This is a genomic window from Falsiruegeria litorea R37, assembly GCF_900172225.1.
In the GTDB taxonomy this organism is placed as follows: Bacteria; Pseudomonadota; Alphaproteobacteria; order Rhodobacterales; family Rhodobacteraceae; genus Falsiruegeria; species Falsiruegeria litorea.
This window is the reverse complement of sequence record NZ_FWFO01000002.1, coordinates 300,719-320,706: the sequence shown is the minus strand read 5'-3', so window position 1 is coordinate 320,706 and position 19,988 is coordinate 300,719. Positions and strand designations below refer to the sequence as shown.

General features: G+C 62.5%; 20 protein-coding genes and 2 riboswitches. Of the genes, 15 read left to right on the top strand and 5 right to left on the bottom strand.

The window, feature by feature from the left end; translation table 11 throughout:
* Window position 1 precedes the first annotated feature (1 nt).
* Complete coding sequence (locus TRL7639_RS15130) at window positions 2-793, top strand: SDR family NAD(P)-dependent oxidoreductase (protein ID WP_085796696.1); 792 nt, start codon at window positions 2-4, stop codon at window positions 791-793.
* Here TRL7639_RS15130 and TRL7639_RS15125 read toward each other — a convergent pair.
* The 4 genes from TRL7639_RS15125 to TRL7639_RS15110 form a co-directional block, all read right to left on the bottom strand.
* Window positions 790-900, bottom strand: a complete 111-nt coding sequence (locus tag TRL7639_RS15125) for a DUF2474 family protein (RefSeq protein WP_085796695.1) — start codon at window positions 898-900, stop codon at window positions 790-792. The two genes, TRL7639_RS15130 and TRL7639_RS15125, sit on opposite strands and share 4 nt — an antisense overlap.
* A complete protein-coding gene (gene cydB / locus TRL7639_RS15120; RefSeq protein ID WP_085796923.1) occupies window positions 900-1,901 on the bottom strand; it encodes a cytochrome d ubiquinol oxidase subunit II in 1,002 nt (333 codons plus the stop codon). Before cydB ends, TRL7639_RS15125 begins: the two co-directional genes overlap by 1 nt.
* Before the next feature lie 11 nt (window positions 1,902-1,912).
* Window positions 1,913-3,322, bottom strand: a complete 1,410-nt coding sequence (locus TRL7639_RS15115; protein ID WP_085796694.1) for a cytochrome ubiquinol oxidase subunit I — start codon at window positions 3,320-3,322, stop codon at window positions 1,913-1,915.
* 189 nt (window positions 3,323-3,511) lie between these two features.
* Complete coding sequence (locus TRL7639_RS15110) at window positions 3,512-4,477, bottom strand: NAD(P)-dependent oxidoreductase (RefSeq protein WP_085796693.1); 966 nt, start codon at window positions 4,475-4,477, stop codon at window positions 3,512-3,514.
* A gap of 123 nt (window positions 4,478-4,600) precedes the next feature.
* On the opposite strand from TRL7639_RS15110, the gene TRL7639_RS15105 reads away from it, so the two are divergent.
* From TRL7639_RS15105 to cobJ, 8 genes are all read left to right on the top strand, one after another.
* Window positions 4,601-5,485, top strand: a complete 885-nt coding sequence (locus TRL7639_RS15105; protein ID WP_085796692.1) for a LysR substrate-binding domain-containing protein — start codon at window positions 4,601-4,603, stop codon at window positions 5,483-5,485.
* A 72-nt stretch (window positions 5,486-5,557) separates the two neighbouring features.
* Window positions 5,558-5,768, top strand: a riboswitch (cobalamin riboswitch).
* A 78-nt stretch (window positions 5,769-5,846) separates the two neighbouring features.
* Entirely contained in the window at window positions 5,847-6,221 is a 375-nt protein-coding gene (locus TRL7639_RS15100; protein WP_085796691.1) for a DUF1636 family protein, read from the top strand.
* Window positions 6,222-6,224: 3 nt separating this feature from the next.
* Window positions 6,225-7,280 (top strand): cobalamin biosynthesis protein CobW, encoded by a 1,056-nt coding sequence (cobW, locus tag TRL7639_RS15095; RefSeq protein ID WP_085796690.1) that lies wholly within the window; start codon window positions 6,225-6,227, stop codon window positions 7,278-7,280.
* 15 nt (window positions 7,281-7,295) lie between these two features.
* Entirely contained in the window at window positions 7,296-10,589 is a 3,294-nt protein-coding gene (cobN, locus tag TRL7639_RS15090) for a cobaltochelatase subunit CobN (RefSeq protein WP_085796689.1), read from the top strand.
* The gene (gene cobG, locus TRL7639_RS15085) at window positions 10,586-11,713 is read left to right on the top strand and encodes a precorrin-3B synthase (protein WP_085796688.1); all 1,128 of its coding nucleotides are present in this window, start codon (window positions 10,586-10,588) and stop codon (window positions 11,711-11,713) included. The genes cobN and cobG overlap by 4 nt, the downstream gene beginning before the upstream one ends.
* Window positions 11,713-12,342 (top strand): precorrin-8X methylmutase, encoded by a 630-nt coding sequence (locus TRL7639_RS15080; protein ID WP_085796687.1) that lies wholly within the window; start codon window positions 11,713-11,715, stop codon window positions 12,340-12,342. The genes cobG and TRL7639_RS15080 overlap by 1 nt, the downstream gene beginning before the upstream one ends.
* Complete coding sequence (locus TRL7639_RS15075; RefSeq protein WP_085796686.1) at window positions 12,339-13,067, top strand: precorrin-2 C(20)-methyltransferase; 729 nt, start codon at window positions 12,339-12,341, stop codon at window positions 13,065-13,067. The genes TRL7639_RS15080 and TRL7639_RS15075 overlap by 4 nt, the downstream gene beginning before the upstream one ends.
* Window positions 13,064-13,825: a precorrin-3B C(17)-methyltransferase gene (cobJ, locus tag TRL7639_RS15070; protein WP_085796685.1), complete on the top strand. Its 762-nt coding sequence runs from the start codon at window positions 13,064-13,066 to the stop codon at window positions 13,823-13,825. The genes TRL7639_RS15075 and cobJ overlap by 4 nt, the downstream gene beginning before the upstream one ends.
* On the opposite strand, the gene TRL7639_RS15065 is transcribed toward cobJ, so the two are convergent.
* A complete protein-coding gene (locus TRL7639_RS15065) occupies window positions 13,822-14,559 on the bottom strand; it encodes a cobalt-precorrin-6A reductase (protein ID WP_085796684.1) in 738 nt (245 codons plus the stop codon). The two genes, cobJ and TRL7639_RS15065, sit on opposite strands and share 4 nt — an antisense overlap.
* Between TRL7639_RS15065 and cbiE the strand changes: the two genes are divergently transcribed.
* Genes cbiE through cobF form a run of 6 tightly spaced genes read left to right on the top strand, consistent with a single transcriptional unit; the run spans window position 14,558 to window position 19,731 of the window.
* On the top strand, window positions 14,558-15,769 hold the full coding sequence (cbiE, locus tag TRL7639_RS15060; RefSeq protein WP_085796683.1) for a precorrin-6y C5,15-methyltransferase (decarboxylating) subunit CbiE: 1,212 nt from the start codon (window positions 14,558-14,560) through the stop codon (window positions 15,767-15,769). The genes TRL7639_RS15065 and cbiE overlap by 2 nt on opposite strands.
* Window positions 15,766-16,134 (top strand): cobalamin biosynthesis protein, encoded by a 369-nt coding sequence (locus TRL7639_RS15055; protein ID WP_085796682.1) that lies wholly within the window; start codon window positions 15,766-15,768, stop codon window positions 16,132-16,134. The genes cbiE and TRL7639_RS15055 overlap by 4 nt, the downstream gene beginning before the upstream one ends.
* Window positions 16,131-16,925, top strand: a complete 795-nt coding sequence (gene cobM, locus TRL7639_RS15050) for a precorrin-4 C(11)-methyltransferase (RefSeq protein WP_085796681.1) — start codon at window positions 16,131-16,133, stop codon at window positions 16,923-16,925. The genes TRL7639_RS15055 and cobM overlap by 4 nt, the downstream gene beginning before the upstream one ends.
* A 13-nt stretch (window positions 16,926-16,938) precedes the next feature.
* On the top strand, window positions 16,939-18,255 hold the full coding sequence (locus TRL7639_RS15045) for a cobyrinic acid a,c-diamide synthase CobB (RefSeq protein WP_085796922.1): 1,317 nt from the start codon (window positions 16,939-16,941) through the stop codon (window positions 18,253-18,255).
* Entirely contained in the window at window positions 18,252-18,980 is a 729-nt protein-coding gene (gene cobA / locus TRL7639_RS15040) for a uroporphyrinogen-III C-methyltransferase (protein ID WP_085796680.1), read from the top strand. Before TRL7639_RS15045 ends, cobA begins: the two co-directional genes overlap by 4 nt.
* Window positions 18,973-19,731, top strand: a complete 759-nt coding sequence (cobF, locus tag TRL7639_RS15035; RefSeq protein WP_085796679.1) for a precorrin-6A synthase (deacetylating) — start codon at window positions 18,973-18,975, stop codon at window positions 19,729-19,731. Before cobA ends, cobF begins: the two co-directional genes overlap by 8 nt.
* Before the next feature lie 28 nt (window positions 19,732-19,759).
* Window positions 19,760-19,973: riboswitch (cobalamin riboswitch) on the top strand.
* Window positions 19,974-19,988 lie beyond the last annotated feature (15 nt).

The following is a 19,988-nucleotide window of genomic DNA, read 5'->3' as shown; positions in this document are numbered from 1 at the left end:
CATGTTCGAAAACAAGAGCTATTGGATTGTCGGTGCCAGCGAGGGGCTGGGCGAGGCGATCGCCAAGGACCTGCACCGGGCCGGGGCGCGCCTGATCCTGTCGGCGCGCAATGCGGACCGCCTGGCCGCGGTCGCCCAAGCCTCAGGTGGGGCACAGATCGTGCCGATGGACGTCACTGACACGGATGCCGTTGCCCAGGCCATGACCCAGATCGGTGATCTGGATGGCGTGATCTACTGTGTCGGCCAATATGACCCGATCCCCGCCACTGACTGGCAGTCCAAAGCTGTCGAGGCCATGTGCGAGGCAAACTTCATGGGTGCGGTTCGGGTATTGGGCCATGTCGTTCCGCGCTTTGTTGCAAAAGGAGCAGGTCATGTGGTGTTGATCGGGTCGCTGGCCGGACACCGGGGGCTGCCCGGGTCCATTGGCTATGGCGCCAGCAAAGCCGCATTGATGCACCTGGGCGAGTCGTTGCAAGCCGATCTGCGTGACAGTCCCTTGCTGGTCCAGGTGGTCAATCCGGGCTTTATCAAAACGCGCCTGACCGCCAAGAACGGGTTTCGCATGCCCATGATCCAGACCCCCGAGGAGGCGGCGTCCAACGTGATGAACGCGATGCGGTCAAACCGGCTGGAAGTCAACTTCCCCGCGCCATTCTCGTGGCTGTTCACCATCGGGAAACGCCTGCCCAAGTCCCTGTTCTGGCGTTTGCTTGGAAAGCCCGAACACACGCCGACCGCCCCCGGGACAAAGGGGCAAGGCAGCGGAACGCTTGATCCAAATACCTAAGCCGGGATCATCAGCCGGATTCCCCAGGCCAAGGCCAGAACGCACAAGACAGACGCGCCCCAGATGGCCACGAACCAGGCCAGGCGTTTCCAAGTCTGGCGCGCCATCAATGATAACCCGCGTCGGGGTCGATCTTGCCGCGAAACACCCAATAGGCGTAAGCCGTATAAGCCAGGATCATCGGCACCAGAATGACCGTCCCAACAAGCGCGAAGGCCAGGCTTTCATCTGGCGCGGCGGCCTGATGGATGGTGACCGAGGGCGGCACCATGTCGGGGTAAAAGCTGATCCCGATGCCAATGAAACTGATCACGAACACGGATTGGCTGGCAAGAAACGGCATCACGTCCCGCCCCGATGTCAGCCCGCGATACAGCATGTATCCGGCAAACGCCAAAAGCACCGGCACGACACCGGAATACAGGATCGCCGGGAAGGTGAACCAGCGCTGGAAATAGGCTGGATCCTGGAACGGGGTCCACAAGCTCACCAGGCCGATCAGGGCAAAGGTGGCGACACCCAATGGCAAGGCCCGCGCGCGCATGGCCGCTTGCAAATCGCCTTCGGTTTTCATCACCAACCAGGTCGCCCCCAAAAGGGCGTACCCCACGACAAGAGCAAAACCGGTGAGGATCGAAAACGGCGACAGCCAATCCCACCAGCCGCCCGCATAGGCGCGGTCCACGACCTCGATCCCCTGCACCAGCCCGCCAAGGGCCACGCCCTGACAAAAGGCCGCGACGGTCGATCCGCCGATAAAGGCCGCGTCCCAAACGCCGCGCCAACGCTCGGTCCGCCAGCGGTATTCAAACGCCACGCCGCGAAACACCAGTGCCAGCAGCATGACGATGATCGGCATGTAAAGCGCGGGCATGACGATGGCATAGGCCACGGGGAAGACGGCAAAAAGCCCGCCACCTCCCATCACCAACCAGGTCTCGTTCCCGTCCCAGACCGGCGCGACCGAGTTCATCATCACGTCGCGGTCTTTCTTGGCTTTGGCAAAGGGAAACAGGATGCCGATGCCCAGGTCGAACCCGTCCAGCACCACATAGGTGAGCACGGCAAAGGCGATGATACCCGCCCAGATTGTTGGAAGATCCAGCATATCCATCCTCCTTATGAGCCAGTCTTTGAGGCGTCATATTGCGCGGGCGGGACAATCCCAGCCGTGCGCAAGGGCCCGGCGCGAGTTGGATCATCACTGCCCTCTCCGGGTGCTTTATGCATCAAACGCAGGATGTAGTAGGTGCCCGCACCAAAGACGAAGAAATAGACCATGATGAACATCAGCAGCGACGTTGCCACCGCAGGTGCCTCGACCGGGGACAGCGAATCTGAGGTGCGAAGTAGCCCGTAAACCGTATAGGGCTGCCGTCCAACCTCGGTCGTGACCCAGCCTGCCAAGACTGCAATAAATCCGGTTGGTCCCATCAAAACAGCCGCGCGGTGCAGCCAGGTTGAGGTGTAAAGTCGCCCTCGCATCCGCTGCAGCAGGCTCCAGAGCCCTAACCCCAACATGGCAAAGCCAATGCCAACCATGACCCGGAACGACCAGAACACGATGGCAACGGGCGGTTCCTCGTCATCGGGCACCGTATCCAAACCATCCAGCGGCGCGTTGAGGTCATGTTTCAGGATCAGCGACGAGAGCTTGGGGATCTCGATTGCGTAATCGACGCGCTTTTCCTTTTGGTTCGGGAACCCAAACAGGATCAGCGGCGCCCCGTCAGGGTGGCTTTCGAAATGCCCCTCCATCGCCATGACCTTCACCGGCTGGTGCTCCAGCGTGTTGAGCCCGTGGGAATCCCCGGCGAAAATCTGGATCGGGGTCACGATGGCGGCCATCCACATCGCCATGGAAAACATCTTGCGCGTGCCATCTGTCGCCCGCCCGCGCAGCAACTGCCAGGCCGCAACGCCAGCCACCACAAAGGCGGTCGTAAGATAAGCGGCCAGCACCATATGGGCCAGGCGATGCGTGAACGACGGGTTGAACACGATGGCCCACCAATCCACCGGGATGAACTGTCCCAAATCGTTGATGTCATACCCCGCAGGCGTCTGCATCCAACTGTTGACGCTCAGGATCCAGGTGGCCGAGGTCAGCGTGCCAATCGCGACCAGGGCTGTGGCCATCATATGCAGCCCCTCGCCCACCTTGTCGCGGCCAAAGAGCATGATGCCCAGAAACCCCGCCTCAAGGAAAAAGGCGGTCAGCACCTCATAAGCCATGAGAGGGCCAATGACCGGCCCGGCCTTTTCCGAAAACACCGCCCAGTTGGTGCCAAACTGGTACGACATGACGATGCCCGACACGACGCCCATGCCAAAAGCCACGGCAAAGATCTTTTTCCAGTAGTTGAAAAGCGTCAGAAAAACCTGATCACGCGTGCGCAGCCATTGCGCGTTGAGCACCGCCAGATAGCTTGCCAATCCGATCGAAAACGCAGGAAAGATGATGTGAAAGGACACGGTAAACGCAAACTGCATCCGCGCCAGCGTCTCGGCTGAGAACCCTTCGAACATTCAGACCCCCTATCTGGGATAAAACACCGGGATGAACATGTGGTCTTGGGTCAGACAAGTTTGAGCCTATGGGATTAACAGCCGTTTTCAATGGTTCCGGGTGACGCAGGCCCCCAAGGTGCGCAACAAAAAAGACCCAAGGCTGACCTTGGGTCTTTCATTTCAGTTGGCGCAGGACGTGCGGCCTTGCTATTCAGCCGCCTGCTGCTCCGTGCCTTGCGGGATGACCTCGTACCCCGGCTCTTCGGGCTCATCATCCAGCATTTCCGGCGGGAAGCCGGGAGCAAGAATGTCCAGGCCGGTGGCCTCTTCCAGACGTTTGATGATGTTGGGCGACAGCTCACGCTCGCCATAGCGCGCGATGCCGTCATCAAAGATGTCCACCAGCATAGGTGCGATCTCCAACGGTACATTGTTGCGTTTGGCCACCTCGTGGAACAGACCCGCGTCTTTTTTCACAAGGTCCATGGTGAAAGAGATATCGCGCGAACCGTTCAGGATCACCTGGCTTTCGGTCTCATGCACAAAAGACGTGCCTGAGCTGATCTTCATCGCCTCATAAGTGGTGTTCAGGTCCATGCCCGCCGCCTTGGCTGTCACCAGCGCCTCGCAGCAGGTGACCAGGTTCGCAGTAGCCAGATAGTTGGTGACAACTTTCAGGATCGAAGCCGAGCCCAGATCACCCGTGTGCAGGACACGGCGGCCCATGGTGGTCAGGAACGGCAAGATGCGTTCGAACGTCTCGCGATCACAGCCCGCAAAGATCGAGATGTTGCCGGTGTCGGCCCGGTGGCACCCGCCGGACACCGGGCAATCCACAGCCGCCCCGCCCCGTTCGATCACCATGGCTCCCAAACGTTTGACTTCTGCTTCATCCGTCGTGGACATCTCCATCCAGATTTTGCCTTCGGTGACCTCGGGCAGCATTTCCTGCATCACCGCGTCCGATGCTGCGGGCGACGGCAGACAGGTGATCACTGCGTCGCAATCGCGCATCAGCTGCGCCGGGCTTTCGCCCCGGCTGGCCCCACGCGCAACAAAGTCATCAACCAACGCCGCGCTCAGATCGTGCACCGTCAGATCGATGCCATTGCGCAGAAGCGAGCCCGAGAGCTTGCCGCCCACGTTGCCCAGACCGATGAAGCCAACTTTCATGATGTATCCTCCCAAACGGGCAGCATGCCCGTGTATACGATTCTGGAGCAGAGTATTCCGCGTGACATGTGCCAAGAGAAATGAATAATAATGCAGTAAATGTCTAAATTTTTTTGGTGATAAATGGACCGACTTCCCAACCCGATCTGGCTGCGCACGTTCGAGGCCGCCGCCCGGCATCTGAACTTTACCGAAACCGGACGCGAACTGGGGCTGACGCAGACTGCGGTGTCCCTGCACATCCGCTCACTTGAGGGAAATCTGGGCGCAAAACTCTTCACCCGCGCCGCGCGCCGGTTGGAGCTGACCGAGTTGGGGCAGTCTTATGCGCTGACCGTGCGCCGCGCACTGTCGGACATCTCGCTCAGCACCAATGCGCTGTTTGGCGGCGACAGTCGCCAGACCCTGACCATTCGCGCGGCCATTTCCACGGCAACCTATTGGATCGCGGCAGAGCTGCCCGCGTTCAACACGCTCTATCCCGACATCCCCGTGCGCCTTGTTTCCAATATCTGGGCCGACAGCACCAAGGTTGATGATGTCGATGTGGAAATCCGCCTGGGCTATGGCGATTGGCCCGGTCTGCGGGCCGAAAAACTGTGTGATGAAACCATCGTTCCGGTCTGTCGTGCAGATGCCCCGAAACCAAGCGTTGATGCGCTGCAATCCGGGCCATTGATCCATATCCTTGGCTACGAAGACAACTGGGCCCGGTATTTCGAGGCGCACGGCCTGCCCCCGGCTCAAAAAACGCCCCGCCATTCGGTGGATACAACGGTCGCTGCCCTGCAATTGGTCATGGGCGGTGCAGGCTATGCCACGATCCTCAGCCGGTTCGCCCGGAACGCCATCGACCAGGGCGCGCCATTGCAAATCGCGGGGCCTGCGATTCCCTTTGCGCAGTCGCACTATCTGATTCATGCAGAAGAACCGGCGACACAGTCCGCCTCAGCCCAGCTGTTCATCGCCTGGCTGCGGGATCGGCTCGATGGTAATGCCGCTGGCTGACTGCATCCGGTCGCTTTTCTCTGCCCCGCTGCTCTGGCACCTGTCCCAAGCTTGACAAGGCCTGCCCGCATGCCCCATGTCGCTTGCGTTGGTGTCTGTGCAAACAGATGAAAAGGGAATGTGTCATTCGGCGTCCAGCCGATTAAACACAGCCGCCCCCGCGACCGTGACCGGAGAGGGTGCCCAAGCCACTGGCCAATCAGGCCGGGAAGGCGGGTCGCCCGACAGAGACGCCTCTCTGACATCCGCAAGCCGGGAGACCTGCCAACACCTGAAAGACCAAACCGGACGGGGTGTTCCGGTGACGGGCTGATGGCCCGCGCATACCCCGTCCCCCGAAACCCAAGGGGGGATGAGAGAGATGAGTGATTTTGCACCAGTCGAGCTGCTGGTCTGCACTACGTGCCGCCGTGGTCTGCCCATCGAGGACGACAACCAACGACCCGGCACGCTTTTGCACAAGGCACTGGAAGAGGCAGAGCTGCCTGAAGGTGTCCAATTGAAAGCCGTCGAATGCCTGTCCAACTGCGATCAGGGTTGCTCGGTCGTGCTGCGCGGCGGGCCGTCGCGCTGGACCTTTGTCTATGAAAACCTGAACGAGGCCGACGACGTCGATGTCATCGTCGAAGGCGCCACCAAATACCACGCCACCGCCGACGGGATTGTGCCCTGGCGCGAGCGTCCCGTCCATTTCCGCAAAAACTGCGCCGCGCGCATCCCCCCGATCGGAGCCTGACCCATGTCGACCCTCGAAAAACTTCCCGTCACTGTCATCACCGGCTTCCTTGGTTCGGGCAAAACAACGCTTGTGCGTCACCTGATGCAGAACCCGCAAGGCAAGCGCCTGGCCGTGATCGTCAACGAGTTTGGCGATGTTGGCGTCGATGGCGAAATCCTGAAATCCTGCGCGATCCCGGATTGCCCTGCCGAGAACATCATGGAACTGGCCAACGGTTGCATCTGCTGCACCGTGGCCGATGACTTCATCCCGACCATCGAAGCTCTGATGGCGCTAGAGCCGCGCCCCGAGCACATCCTGATCGAAACATCCGGTCTGGCGCTACCCAAGCCGCTGCTGAAAGCCTTCGACTGGCCCGATATCCGCTCGAAAATCACCGTCGACGGTGTGATCGCTCTGGCCGATGCCGAAGCCGTCGCCGCAGGCCGTTTCGCCCCCAACGTCGAGGCGGTGGACGCGCAGCGCCTGGCCGATGACAGCCTTGATCACGAGACGCCCCTGTCCGAAGTCTTCGAAGACCAGATTTCCTGCGCGGATATCATCCTGCTGACCAAACCGGATCTGGCAGGCCCCGATGGCATCGCCAAAGCCAAAGAGATCATCGCAGCCGAAGCCCCCCGCCCGCTGCCCGTGGTCGAGGTGGCCGAGGGCGTCGTAGATGTGCGTGTTGTTCTGGGTCTGGAAGCTGCGGCCGAAGACGACATGGAAGCGCGCCCCAGCCATCACGACGGCCACCACGACCACGAGCATGATGACTTTGAAAGCATCGTGGTTGAGCTGCCCGAGCTGACCGACCCACAAGAACTGGTTGATCGGATCGAACGTCTGGCCAACGAGCTGAACATTCTGCGCGTCAAAGGCTATGCCGCCGTTGCAGGCAAACCGATGCGCCTGCTGGTGCAGGCCGTTGGCGCGCGCGTGCGTCATCAGTTCGACCGCCCCTGGAAGGCGGAAGAAAACCGTCTGGGCCGGGTCGTTGTCATTGCCGAGCATGACGACATCCAAGAGGCGCGCATCCGCGACATCCTCGCCGGTCAGTTTGAGCCGGCAGAATAAGGACCAAGACCGCCAATGCATGTCGTCTTTCGCGAAAGCCACGGTCTGGATGAGGCCGATACACCGATGGATCTGGGGCAGACGCCCGGTGATCTGGTCGTGCTGTCGTTCTCGGACAGTGATCTGGGGGCTTTTGCGGCAGGCTGGCATCGTGGCGGCGGTCCCGAGGGGCGCATGCCCTCGCTGCGGCTGGCAAACCTGGCCGCACTGAAACACCCCCTGTCCGTCGACACCTATGTCGAACAGACGCTCGAAGGGGCCAAGGGCATCCTGATCCGTCTGATCGGCGGGGTGCCTTACTGGGCTTACGGTCTGCAACAGGTGCTGGCGTTGGCCCAAGCCAAGGGGCTGGCACTGGCTGTGCTTCCCGCTGACGGGCGCGAGGACACGCGGCTGGATGAGTATTCTACCCTGCCCGTCTCGACCCTGCGCCGCCTGGCGCATCTGTGCGATACCGGTGGTGAAGTGGCAGCGCAGGCAGCCCTGGCGCAAATGGCGCTGGCAACCGGGCTTTATGCCGGTCCGGTCATGGGGTCCAAATCCCTGCCCGAATTTGGCGCGTGGTGCCCGGATCGCGGTGTCATCGACCCGGCGTCCGCGTTTGGCAGCGACAAGCCCCGCGTGTTGGTCACATTCTATCGCGCCTATCTCACATCTGCAGACACCGCCCCGGTGAAGGCCATGATCGAGGCCCTGCGCGCCCGCGGCTACGACGCATTGGGGCTCTTTGCCCCCTCCCTCAAGGCGCCAAAGGCCGCCGCGTGGTTGCGTGAACAGATGCAATCCCTGTCACCAGACGCGATCATCAACGCCACCTCCTTCTCGGGTCGCGGTGCCTCTGGCACATCTCCGCTGGATGCCGCAGATGCGCCTGTGTTCCAGGTTGCCCTGTCAACCTCGCGCCGCAAAGCCTGGGCCGAGGCCGAGCGCGGGCTCTCACCAGCAGATCTTGCCATGCATGTGGTGCTGCCCGAGGTGGATGGGCGCATCAACACCAGCGTCGTGTCCTTCAAGGAACCGGGCCGGAAAGATCCGGATCTGGAGTATTCCCGCTTTACCCACCGCCCCGATGCAGACCGGATCGAAGCAGTCATTGACCGCGTCAGCGGCTGGTTGAACCTGAGCACCAAACCCAAGGCAGAGCAGGTTCCTGTCATGGTGCTTTCGACCTATCCCGGCAAAGACTGGCAGATGGCTCATGCTGTCGGTCTGGACGCTCTGGCGTCGGCCGAAGCCATGCTGTCCGACTTGCAATCACAAGGCTACAAAACCGCCCCCGAGGCATCCATCTCTGAAGAATTGCAAAATGCGGCGATTTCGTGGCCGGTCGAAGACTACCGCCAAGCCCTTGCCACAGTCTCGCCCGAGCTACGCCAAAATTTGCAAGATGCTTGGGGCAATCCCGAAGATGATGCGGCGTTTTCGCAAGGATCTTTCCACTTCACAGCCCTCAAACGCGGCAAGGCCATCATCGCCTTGCAACCGGAACGCGGCACGCCCGAGGTACGCGACGATGACTACCACGATCTGGGCCGCACCCCGCGTCATTCCTATGTCGCCTTCTACCTCTGGCTGCGCCATGTGCTGAACGCCGACGCCCTCATCCACATCGGCGCGCACGGCACGTTGGAATGGCTGCCTGGCAAATCCGTGGCCTTGTCACACGACTGCTGGCCCGAGGCGCTGGTGGGTAACCTTCCGGTCATCTATCCTTTCATCGTCAACGACCCGGGCGAGGCTGCGCAGGCCAAGCGCCGCATCGGCGCCGTCACCCTTGGCCACATCCCGCCGGCGATGCGCGAAAGCGGCACACCGGACCGGATGGTGCGCCTCGAAGCCTTGCTGGACGAGTTTTCCAACGCCGACGGGCTAGACCCCAAACGACGCGACCGGCTGCAATCGGACATCCGGGACGAGGCGCAGGCCATTGGCCTGGAAAACGATCTGGGCCTAGATCGCGCCACCAGCACCGCCGAGGCGATCACCCGCATCGACCGCTTTGTCTGTGACATCAAGGAAAGCCAATTCGGCGACGGGCTGCACATCTATGGCCGCATTCCGCAAGTGCAGGGCAATTTCGACCCCACCGCATCGGCCCATGCAGAACGACAGGGCCTGCTGGACGCGCTTGCGGGCAAACGGATCGAATCCGGTCCCTCGGGCTCGCCCTATCGCGGGCGCACCGACGTGCTGCCCACAGGCCGCAACCTCTATACCACCGACCCGCGTTCGGTTCCCACCCGCGCGGCTTACGCGCAGGGCGTCAATTTGGCCGAGGAACTGGTGCGGCGGCATCTGCAGGAAGAAGGCGATTACCCCCGCGGCCTGATCGTCGATCTCTGGGGGTCGGCCACCATGCGCACAGCGGGTGAAGAATTCGCCATGGCGCTGCACCTGCTCGGCGTGAAGCCGGTCTGGGATGCGGGCAGCGAGCGCGTGTCGGGGATCGAGGTTTTACCGATCACCGATCTCGACCGGCCCCGCCTGGACGTCACCTTGCGTGTATCTGGCCTGTTCCGCGATGTTTTCCCAACATTGTCAGCGCTCTACGGCCAAGCCATCCGTGCCCTTTGTGCCCGCGATGAAGCGCCCGACTGGAACCCTTATGCCGGTCAAGAGCCCGCTGCGCGGGTCTATGGGCCCGCGCCCGGCAGCTATGGTCTGGGCATGGGGGAACACAGCGAGACCTATACGGATGAGGCGCGTGAAGCCGCCGGCCACGCCTGGCTCAACGCCAGTTCCTTCGCGCTGGAAGGCGAGCACATCGCGCAGGACCTCGACGGCATCACCGACCGGGTCGCAAAGGCCGACAGTTTTGTCCACCTGCAGGATCTGACCGAAACCGACCTGCTGCTGGCCAATGACTATGCCACCCATGAGGCCGGGTTTGCCGCCGCCAAGAAAGTCACCGGCGGTACCGCGCAGCTGTACCATCTGGACAATACCAACCCCGAAGACCCACGGGCGCGAACCCTGCCCGAAGAAATCAGCCGCGTCGTCCACGCTCGTGCCGCCAACCCCGGCTGGATCGCGGGCATGCAACGCCATGGTTTCCGAGGAGCGGCCGAGATCGCGGCGACGCTTGACCACATGGCCAGCTTTGCGCATCTGTCGGGCACCGTCGCGCCGCATCTGTTCGACCTTTACCACGACGCCACTTTGGGCGACGCGCAGGTCGATGCCTTCCTGCAAGAGGCCAACCCGCAGGCGCATCAGGCGATGCTCGACAAGTTCCGCGCGCTGTATGAGGCGGGGCTGTGGGACACGCGCCGCAACTCCTTGCGGGCCGAGATGGAGGGGCTGTTGTGACAGATCCGCTGGTCCGTGGTTGGTGCCCAAGCGCACATCGTCCGATGATGTCGGGTGATGGCCTTGTGGTGCGGGTCCGCCCCCGGATGGCGCGACTGACGGCGGATCAGGTCCTTGGCCTGTGCGATGTGGCCGAGCGGTTTGGCAACGGCACCATCGACCTGACCAACCGCGCAAATTTGCAGGTACGCGGCGTCGCAGAGAGGGATCACCAACAGCTGCTGGCTGAACTGGCCGCACTTGATCTGCTGGATGCAGAGCCCGGGGTTGAGACCAAGCGCAACATCCTGGTCGCCCCTCTGTTTCAGGATGGCGATCTGACTACGCGATTGACCAACGAACTGATCACACGCCTTAGTGAACTACCTGACATCCCAGCGAAATTTGGATTAGCCATCGACACCGGCCCAACCCGCTTGTTGACATCGAACTCTGCCGACATCCGGTTGGAGCGAGGGCAAGATGGGCTGGTCCTGCGAGCCGATGGAGTGTCTACCGGGCGCCCTGTGACCGAAAATGAGGCCATTGAGCGGCTGATCGAACTGGCCCAGTGGTTTTGCGAAAATTACAGAACTGAGACGCGTCGCATGGCACGACTCACGAGCGAGCTTCCGCTGCCCCCGATCTGGCAAGGCGCGGCGCCGGGCCCCATTGGGGTAACCCTGCAACCAGGCGACACAGACATTGGCCCCATCTATGGCGCGGCCTTTGGGGCCCTGCCTGCTCGGGCCTTGGCTGACCTGATGCAAAGCTCAAGGGCGACCGACCTGCGCGTGACCCCCTGGCGGCTCTTCCTTTTGGAAGGCGGCGCAAACGTGGCCACAGAAGCCTTTGTCACAACCGCAAACGATCCGCTTCTGACCACCGACGCCTGCCCCGGCGCGCCCTTTTGCCCGCAGGCCGAGGTCGCCACCCGCGACATGGCCCGCGCTCTGGCCCTTAAGGTCACGGGTAGCCTGCATGTCTCGGGCTGTGCCAAGGGCTGCGCGCGTCAATTGCCTGCCGATGTCACCCTGGTCGGCGCCAACGGACGATTTGATCTTGTAAAACATGGCCGCGCGGGGGATGTGCCCTGTCAGCGCGGGCTGACACCCGAAACACTGAAGAGCATGGATCTGACCTGATGCCTTATGAATACGAAACCAACGGCGCGGCCATCTATAAGCAGTCCTTTGCGACGATCCGGGCCGAGGCCGATCTGGCCCGCTTTGATGCCGACGAAGAGCAGGTCGCGGTGCGCATGATCCATGCCGCTGGCATGGTTGGACTGGAGGAATTCGTTCACTTCTCGCCCAATTTTGTGAAGGCCGCCCGCGACGCGATGGAAGCTGGCGCACCGATATTTTGTGATGCGCGCATGGTGTCCGAAGGCGTCACCCGCTTTCGCCTGCCCGCCGAAAACGAGGTGATCTGCACCCTGCATGACGAGCGCGTGCGCCCGCTGGCCGAAAAGATGAGCAACACCCGCTCGGCGGCAGCACTTGAGCTGTGGCGCGACAAGCTCGAAGGCTCGGTCGTGGCCATCGGCAACGCGCCGACCGCCCTGTTCCATCTGCTGAACATGCTGGAAGACCCCGACTGCCCCCGCCCCGCTGCCATCATCGGCTGCCCGGTGGGCTTTGTCGGTGCGGTGGAATCCAAGGACGCCCTGTGGGAGGCACAACCTGTGCCGTCCTGCATCGTCAAGGGTCGCCTGGGCGGCAGCGCCATCACCGTCGCCGCCATCAACGCCATCGCGAGCCGCGCGGAATGAGCAAGGGCACCATATATGGCCTGGGCCTTGGCCCCGGAAATCCGGACCTGATGAGCGTCCGCTCGGACCGTTTGCTGCGCAACGCGCGCCATGTGGCCTTTTTCCGCAAGGCCGGTAAATCCGGTCAAGCGCGCGGCATCGTGAACGGCATGCTGCCCGAGAGCGTGATCGAGTTTCCGATGGAATACCCGGTTACGACCGAAATCCCGCTGACCGATCCGCGTTACAATGAGATGCTGGCGAGCTTCTACGAAGACTGCACCGCCCACCTCAAAGAGCTGTCTGATCAGGGCGAGGATGTGGTGGTGCTGTGTGAGGGCGATCCGTTCTTTTACGGCTCGTTTATGCACCTCTATTCCCGCCTGCGCGATCAGGCCCCGGTCGAAGTTGTTCCGGCCATCACCGGTATGTCCGGCGCCTGGACCGCGACCGGCGATCCGATCACCTGGGGCGACGATGTGCTGACCGTGCTGGTCGGTACTCTGCCCGAAGAAGAGCTCACCCGCCGCATGTCGGACACCGACGCGCTGGTGGTGATGAAGATCGGCCGTAATATCGACAAGGTGACGCGCGCGCTGAAAGCCTCTGGTCTTTACGACCGCGCCTGGATCGTGGAATTTGCCCAGATGCCCAACCAGCGTGTCTGCAAGCTGAGCGAGAACTGCGACGGGCTGACCCCCTATTTCTCGATCATCATCGTGCACGGTCAGGGGCGCAGGCCATGACCGGCTGGGTCAAGATCGCAGGTCTTGGGCCGGGGAATGAGGACCTGGTGACGCCCGAAGTGACGGCGGCCCTAGCTCAGGCCACGGATATCGTGGGCTACATTCCTTATGTCGCGCGCGTGGCCGAACGCCCCGGCCTGACCCTGCATGCCAGCGACAACCGGGTCGAGATCGACCGCTCGCAACATGCGCTTGAAATGGCAAGCGACGGCAAGCGCGTCGTCGTGGTTTCATCCGGTGATCCCGGCGTCTTTGCCATGGCTTCGGCTGTTTATGAAGCCGTGGACAATGGCCCGGCAGACTGGCGCAATCTGGACATTCAGGTGCTGCCCGGCATCACCGCGATGCTGGCGGCTGCGGCCCGTGTTGGTGCGCCGTTAGGCCATGATTTCTGCACCATCAACCTCAGCGACAATCTGAAACCTTGGGAAATCATCGAAAACCGCCTGCGCCTTGCCGCTAAGGCCGATTTCGCCATGGCGTTTTACAACCCCCGCGCCAAATCTCGTCCCGGCAAGTTCGAACGCACGCTGGAAATCCTGCGCGAGGAATGCGAACCCGAGCGCCTGATCATCTTTGCTCGTGCAGTGTCGCGCGCAGATGAGGCGATCCGCGTGTCCACATTGGGCGAAGCCACGCCCGAGATGGCGGACATGCAGACGATGGTGATCGTCGGTTCTTCGCTGACACGTACCATTGATCGAGACGGTGACCCGATCGTCTATACGCCACGCTTTGTTGCCAAGGCCGAGGGTTAGAACCCGTTATGCGCCAGCCAGTCCAAAACCTGCGTCGAGGTCCCCAGTTCCGTTCTTTCCGGAACTTTGGGCCGATCGATCATAAGGACGGGCAGACCCAAGGCGCGCGCCGCATCCAGCTTGGCCCGCGCGCCACTGCCGCCCGCATTCTTGGACACGACCAACTGCGTGCCATGACGGCGCATCAGCTCAATGTCGCCCTCAACAGTGAACGGCCCGCGCGAGACCTCTACGTCGGCGTTGGGCATCGGCACCCTGCCCGGTTCATCCACCAGACGCAGCAAGTAGTGGTGCTGGGGCTGGGCCGCGAAGTCCGCCAAATGCATACGGCCCACGGCAAGAAACACGCGTTGAGCAGGACCGCTCAACGCCTCGACAGCAGTGTCGACATTCGCGACACGGATCCAATTGTCAGCCTCTCCTTCCACCCACGCCGGGCGCGTCATTGCAGCCAGCGGCGTGCCCGTCTGGGCGCAGGCCTGCGCGGCGTTCCCGCTCATCTGCGCAGCAAAGGGGTGCGTTGCGTCGATCACATGGGTCACGCCATGGTCGCGGATGTAACGCTCCAGCCCCTCGGCCCCACCAAAGCCGCCAACGCGGGTCGGCAGCGGCTGCGGACGCGGGTTGTCGACGCGCCCTGCGTAAGAATAGGTCGCGTTAAGCCCCTGTTCTGCAACAGTTTTGGCCAGAGCGTTGGCTTCGGTTGTGCCGCCAAGAATAAGGAGGTTGGACATGTCTGACATTCCGTTCGAAAAACCGTGGCTCACCGTGATCGGGTTGGGCGAAGATGGACTGGATGGCCTGTCGCCCGCAAGCCGTCAAGTGCTGGACGCGGCCGAGGTCATCATGGCCCCGCCCCGCCACCTGTCTCTGGTCCCCGAGGGGCATCAAGAGCGCATCGAATGGCCGGTGCCCTATGCGGACGGGTTTGCGCAGCTACTGGACCTGCGTGGACGACAAGTTGCGGTTCTGGCCTCGGGCGATCCGTTTTGGTTCGGCGCGGGCTCGGTCATCGCGCGCAATCTGGCCCCAGGCGAATGGACCGCGCGGCCCGGCCCGTCGACCTTTGCCCTGGCTGCCGCGAGCCTCGCGTGGCCGCTGGAAAAGACCTTGACCATGGGTTTGCACGCCGCTCCGCTGACCCGGTTGCGCCCGCATATGGCCCCCGGTCTGCGCGCCATTGTGCTGCTGCGCGATGGGGACGCCGTGCTGGCGTTGGCGGATTGGCTGACGGCGATCGGGTTCGGGGAAAGCAAACTGAATGTCATGGAAGCGCTTGGCGGACCGCGTCAACGGCTGCGTTCGTCCAAATCGTGTGATCTGGAATTTGATGACATCCAGCATCCGGTCTGCGTGGGACTTGATGTGGCGGGCGATGGCCTGACCCTGCCCAAAGCCAGCGGCAAGCCCGATACGATTTTTGAAACCGACGGGCAAATCACCAAGCGCCCCGTGCGCGCCCTTACTCTGTCGGCACTGGCCCCACAGCGGGGCGAGCACCTGTGGGACATTGGCGGCGGCACCGGCTCTATCGGGATCGAATGGCTGATGTGCCATCCCAGTCTGACCGCCACCACGATCGAGCCCCGCGCCGACCGGGCCGAGCGCATTCGGCGCAATGCCGACGCCCTGGGGCAGGACAGGCTGGAGGTGGTGCATGGCATCGCCCCCGCCGTGCTCGACGGTCTCGATCTGCCGGACGTTGTGTTCATCGGCGGCGGCTTGAGTGATGAATTGATGGGCTGGCTCAAAGATAATCTTGATGCTGGAACCCGCCTTGTCGCCAATGCCGTAACACTGGAAAGCGAAGCAACGCTGGCGCAGTGGCACGAACAACTGGGCGGTGACCTGCTCCGGATCGAACTGGCACAATCCGCGCCTCTGGGTCCGCGCCGGGGCTGGAAATCGGCCTATCCGGTGGTGCAGTGGAGCGTGACGCTATGATTGTTGCGGGTCTCGGTTTTTCTTCGCAAGCGACTGCGGACAGTTTGCGCGCGGCCTATGATCTGGCCAGTGTCGGGCATCACGTAACCGCGCTTGCGACCGTGGCGGGCAAGGACGGCCACCCGGCGCTGACCGAGTTTGCGCTCCGCCTGAACCTGCCCCTGCACCTGTTGCCCGCTGATGATCTTGCCGGGCAACGCACCCTGACATGCTCGCCGCGCAGCCGCGCCACTTATGGCACCGGCAGCGTCGCTGAGGCCGCCGCCCTGTCCGCCGCAGGCCCTGGCGCCCGGCTGCTGGCCCCCCGACATATCTCGACCGACCGCCTGGCCACCTGCGCGGTCGCAATTGGAGTACCCTCATGACCGTTCATTTCATCGGCGCCGGACCGGGCGCTGCCGACCTGCTGACCCTGCGGGGCCGCGACATCATCGCGTCGAGCCCGGTGTGCCTCTATGCCGGGTCGCTGGTGCCAGAGGAAATCCTGAGCCATTGCCCGGATGACGCCAAGGTGATCAACACGGCCGCGATGGACCTGGATGCGATTGTCGCCGAGATTAAGGTTGCTCATGCTGCGGGCCAAGATGTAGCGCGGCTTCATTCCGGTGACCTGTCGGTCTGGTCCGCCATGGGCGAGCAGATCCGCCGCCTGAAAGCAGAAGGTATTCCGGTGAGCGTCACCCCCGGCGTGCCCTCCTTTGCCGCTGCCGCTGCCGCCTTGGGAACCGAACTGACCCTGCCTGGCCTGGGGCAGTCGGTGGTTCTGACCCGGACGCCGGGACGCGCCTCGTCTATGCCTGAGGGCGAGAGCCTGGAAAACTTTGCCCGCACCGGCACCACGCTGGCCATCCACCTGTCGATCGGCAACCTGGACAAGGTGATCGCGGATCTGACCCCGCATTACGGCGCCGATTGTCCTGTGGCCGTGGTCTATCGCGCCAGTTGGCCCGACGAGCAGATCATCCGCGCCACATTGGAGACACTGAAGGACGCGCTGGACGAAAAGATCTCGCGCACCGCATTGATCCTTGTGGGGCCGGTCCTGAAGGGCGAAGGGTTCGACGAAAGCTGCCTCTATTCCACCGACTACGACCGCCGCTATCGTCCACAAAGCGCCGAGAGCCCGTGGTCGAGCTGGCAGCATGGCGACGATTGAGGAGAAGACGCAGATGACCAATCCCCCCGGCGTTCTGATTTCCGCCCCCTCTTCGGGGACCGGCAAAACCACGGTCATGTTGGGCCTGCTGCGCGCGTTGGCCGAGGACGGCTTGGCGGTGCAGCCCTTCAAAAGCGGACCGGATTACATCGACCCGGCCTTTCACCTGGCAGCTGCCAAACGCCCGTCGTTCAACATCGACAGCTGGGCCATGGGAGAGGACCTGTTGGGCGCCATCGCGACCCAGGCCCAAGGCGCCGATATCGTGGTCGCCGAAGGTTCGATGGGCTTGTTTGATGGCGTTGCCAAACCCGGCGCCGTCGGCCACGGCACCAGTGCTGAAACAGCGCTGCGCATGGGTTGGCCTGTGGTCTTGGTTCTGGATGTGGGCGGACAGGCGCAGTCGGCTGCGGCAACCGCCTTGGGTTTTCGGATGTACAACCCCGACCTGCCCTTTGCAGGCGTGATCCTGAACCGCTGCGCCAGCCCACGCCACGAGCGGCTAACCCGCCTGGGCATGGAGCGCGCAGGCCTGCCGGTTTTGGGCGTTCTGCCCCGACGCGGCGACCTGACCTTGCCAGAACGTCACCTGGGCCTGATCCAGGCCATTGAACATCCCGACCTCGAAGCCGCAATCACCGGCTATGCGGCGTTCCTGCGCGAACATGTCGATCTGGATGCGATCCGGGCGGCGGCCTCCTCAGGCTCACATGAGCCATCGTCGGCCGCGCTGCCGCGCCCCCCGGCGCAACGGATCGCGCTGGCCCGCGATGCTGCGTTTTCCTTTACCTATCCGCATCTGCTCAAAGGATGGCGTGAGGCCGGGGCCGAGATCCTGCCGTTTTCGCCGCTTGCCAATGAAGCCCCTGACCCGGACGCTGATCTGGTCTGGCTGCCTGGTGGATATCCTGAACTGCATGCCGGCACCTTGGCTGCGGCAGAAACTTTCCACACGGGTCTGCGCAAACACGCCGAGACCAAATCGGTGCACGGCGAGTGTGGCGGATATATGGCCCTGGGTGAAGCGCTGGTCGACAAGGACGGCGCGCGGCATCAGATGGCCGGGCTGCTTGGCCTGGTAACCTCTTACGAAAAACGCAAGTTCAACCTGGGCTATCGCAAGGCGCAACTGGTGGCGCCAATGCCCGGCTTTGCCACCGGTACGGAACTGCGCGGGCATGAATTCCACTATTCCTCGATCGTGGAACAGCCCGATGCACCGCTGGCGCGCGTGTTTGACGCCGAAGGCGCCGAAGGGCCGCAGACAGGATCGGTACGCGGTCACGTCACCGGCACCTTCTTTCACCTCATTGCAGAAGACAGCAAATGACTGGTTTTGTTTCCTTTATCGGCTCTGGTCCCGGCGACCCAGAGCTCTTGACGCTCAAGGCCGTGGACCGGATGGGCAAGGCCGATGCGGTACTGTTTGACGACCTGAGCAGCGGTCCGATCCTGAGCCATGCGCGTGAGGATGCCGATCTGGTCGGAGTGGGCAAACGCGCCGGGCGCCCGTCGCCCAAACAGGATCACGTCAGCCGCCTGCTGGTGGATTATGCCCTGACCGGAGCCAAAGTGGTGCGGTTGAAGTCGGGCGATGGCGGGATGTTCGGGCGACTGGAGGAAGAGCTGGTCGCGCTGCGTGAAGCCGGGATCGAATACGAGATCATCCCCGGCATCCCCTCGGCCGTGGCCGCCGCCGCCGCCGCCGGTATCCCGCTGACCCGCCGCCTGACAGCCCGCCGGGTGCAGTTCGTCACCGGCCATGATGTCAGCGGCAAACTGCCCGACGACCTGAACCTGCAGGCACTGGCCGACGATCAGGCAACCACGGTGGTCTTCATGGGCAAGCGAACTTTTCCGTTGCTGGTCACAGCCTTGCACGAACACGGCCTGCCGCTGGACACTCCTGCTCTTTTGGCCGAGGCGGTCTCGACCCCGGATCAGGCTCTGCACCGCACGACCATGGGAGAGTTGGCCCAACGCCTGAGCGCCGAGATCGGAACGGCACCTGCTCTCATCCTGTACGGCCCGCTGGCGGAGTTGGAAGATGTATGAGCTGAACCTGATCGGCATTGGCACCGGCAACCCGGATCACGTGACCTTTCAGGGCGCGAAGGCGATCCGCGACGCCGACCTGATCCTGATCCCGCGCAAGGGCGAGAACAAAGCCGATCTGGCCGGACTGCGCGAAGAGATCATCGCGCAGGTGACTGATACCTCCCCCACGGTCGCTTATTTCGACATCCCCAAGCGCCGCTCTGAAGACGGCTATCTGCGCGGTGTCGATGAATGGCACGACGCCATCGCCCTGCGCTGGCAAGAGGCGATTGCGGAACACCCGCAGACCGAACAGGTGGCACTGTTGATCTGGGGCGATCCGTCGCTCTATGACAGCTCACTGCGAATTGCATCGCGGCTGAACCCTTACCCGACAACTCGGGTTATCCCGGGCATCACCGCCTTGCAGGCGCTGACCGCCGCCCATGCAATCCCAATCAATGATATCGGCGCGCCTTATGTGGTGACGACCGGACGCCGCATTCGCGACGAAGGCTGGCCAGATGGGATGGGCAAAGTGGCCGTGATGCTGGATGGCGAATGCTCGTTCCAGAGCCTTGAGATGGGCGCGTATCACATCTGGTGGGGGGCCTATGTCGGCATGAAAGAGCAGATTCTCGTATCTGGTCCTTTGGATGCGGTCGCAGCCGAGATTCTGGATACGCGGGCCAGAGCGCGCGCGGATCACGGCTGGATCATGGACATTTATTTGCTGCAAAAGCGCCAAAACGGCGCCGAAGCGTCGTAAATCGCAATTGCGTCAGCCTGCCATTCACGGTTACATGAAGAGGCTTGGTCAACCCGGAGCAATCCGGATGCTAAGAGGGAATTTGGTGCGATCACGCAGGTGATCAAGGCCAGAGCCGCCCCCGCGACTGTAAGCGGTGAGCCTTTGTTCAGACAGCCACTCTTGGGGATTGCCCCTTGGGGAAGGCGAACACAAGGCGCTGACCCGCGAGCCAGGAGACCTGCCAGGCACGGAACTTTAACACCAGCCGTCGGGTG

What these genes read in the sequence shown, in the direction of transcription:
- TRL7639_RS15130 (WP_085796696.1), top strand. Translation starts at nt 2, where the DNA reads ATGTTCGAAAACAAGAGCTATTGGATTGTCGGTGCCAGCGAGGGGCTG.
- TRL7639_RS15125 (WP_085796695.1), bottom strand. Translation starts at nt 900, where the DNA reads ATGGCGCGCCAGACTTGGAAACGCCTGGCCTGGTTCGTGGCCATCTGG.
- cydB (WP_085796923.1), bottom strand. Translation starts at nt 1,901, where the DNA reads ATGCTGGATCTTCCAACAATCTGGGCGGGTATCATCGCCTTTGCCGTG.
- TRL7639_RS15115 (WP_085796694.1), bottom strand. Translation starts at nt 3,322, where the DNA reads ATGTTCGAAGGGTTCTCAGCCGAGACGCTGGCGCGGATGCAGTTTGCG.
- TRL7639_RS15110 (WP_085796693.1), bottom strand. Translation starts at nt 4,477, where the DNA reads ATGAAAGTTGGCTTCATCGGTCTGGGCAACGTGGGCGGCAAGCTCTCG.
- TRL7639_RS15105 (WP_085796692.1), top strand. Translation starts at nt 4,601, where the DNA reads ATGGACCGACTTCCCAACCCGATCTGGCTGCGCACGTTCGAGGCCGCC.
- TRL7639_RS15100 (WP_085796691.1), top strand. Translation starts at nt 5,847, where the DNA reads ATGAGTGATTTTGCACCAGTCGAGCTGCTGGTCTGCACTACGTGCCGC.
- cobW (WP_085796690.1), top strand. Translation starts at nt 6,225, where the DNA reads ATGTCGACCCTCGAAAAACTTCCCGTCACTGTCATCACCGGCTTCCTT.
- cobN (WP_085796689.1), top strand. Translation starts at nt 7,296, where the DNA reads ATGCATGTCGTCTTTCGCGAAAGCCACGGTCTGGATGAGGCCGATACA.
- TRL7639_RS15080 (WP_085796687.1), top strand. Translation starts at nt 11,713, where the DNA reads ATGCCTTATGAATACGAAACCAACGGCGCGGCCATCTATAAGCAGTCC.
- TRL7639_RS15075 (WP_085796686.1), top strand. Translation starts at nt 12,339, where the DNA reads ATGAGCAAGGGCACCATATATGGCCTGGGCCTTGGCCCCGGAAATCCG.
- cobJ (WP_085796685.1), top strand. Translation starts at nt 13,064, where the DNA reads ATGACCGGCTGGGTCAAGATCGCAGGTCTTGGGCCGGGGAATGAGGAC.
- cbiE (WP_085796683.1), top strand. Translation starts at nt 14,558, where the DNA reads ATGTCTGACATTCCGTTCGAAAAACCGTGGCTCACCGTGATCGGGTTG.
- TRL7639_RS15065 (WP_085796684.1), bottom strand. Translation starts at nt 14,559, where the DNA reads ATGTCCAACCTCCTTATTCTTGGCGGCACAACCGAAGCCAACGCTCTG.
- TRL7639_RS15055 (WP_085796682.1), top strand. Translation starts at nt 15,766, where the DNA reads ATGATTGTTGCGGGTCTCGGTTTTTCTTCGCAAGCGACTGCGGACAGT.
- cobM (WP_085796681.1), top strand. Translation starts at nt 16,131, where the DNA reads ATGACCGTTCATTTCATCGGCGCCGGACCGGGCGCTGCCGACCTGCTG.
- TRL7639_RS15045 (WP_085796922.1), top strand. Translation starts at nt 16,939, where the DNA reads ATGACCAATCCCCCCGGCGTTCTGATTTCCGCCCCCTCTTCGGGGACC.
- cobA (WP_085796680.1), top strand. Translation starts at nt 18,252, where the DNA reads ATGACTGGTTTTGTTTCCTTTATCGGCTCTGGTCCCGGCGACCCAGAG.
- cobF (WP_085796679.1), top strand. Translation starts at nt 18,973, where the DNA reads ATGTATGAGCTGAACCTGATCGGCATTGGCACCGGCAACCCGGATCAC.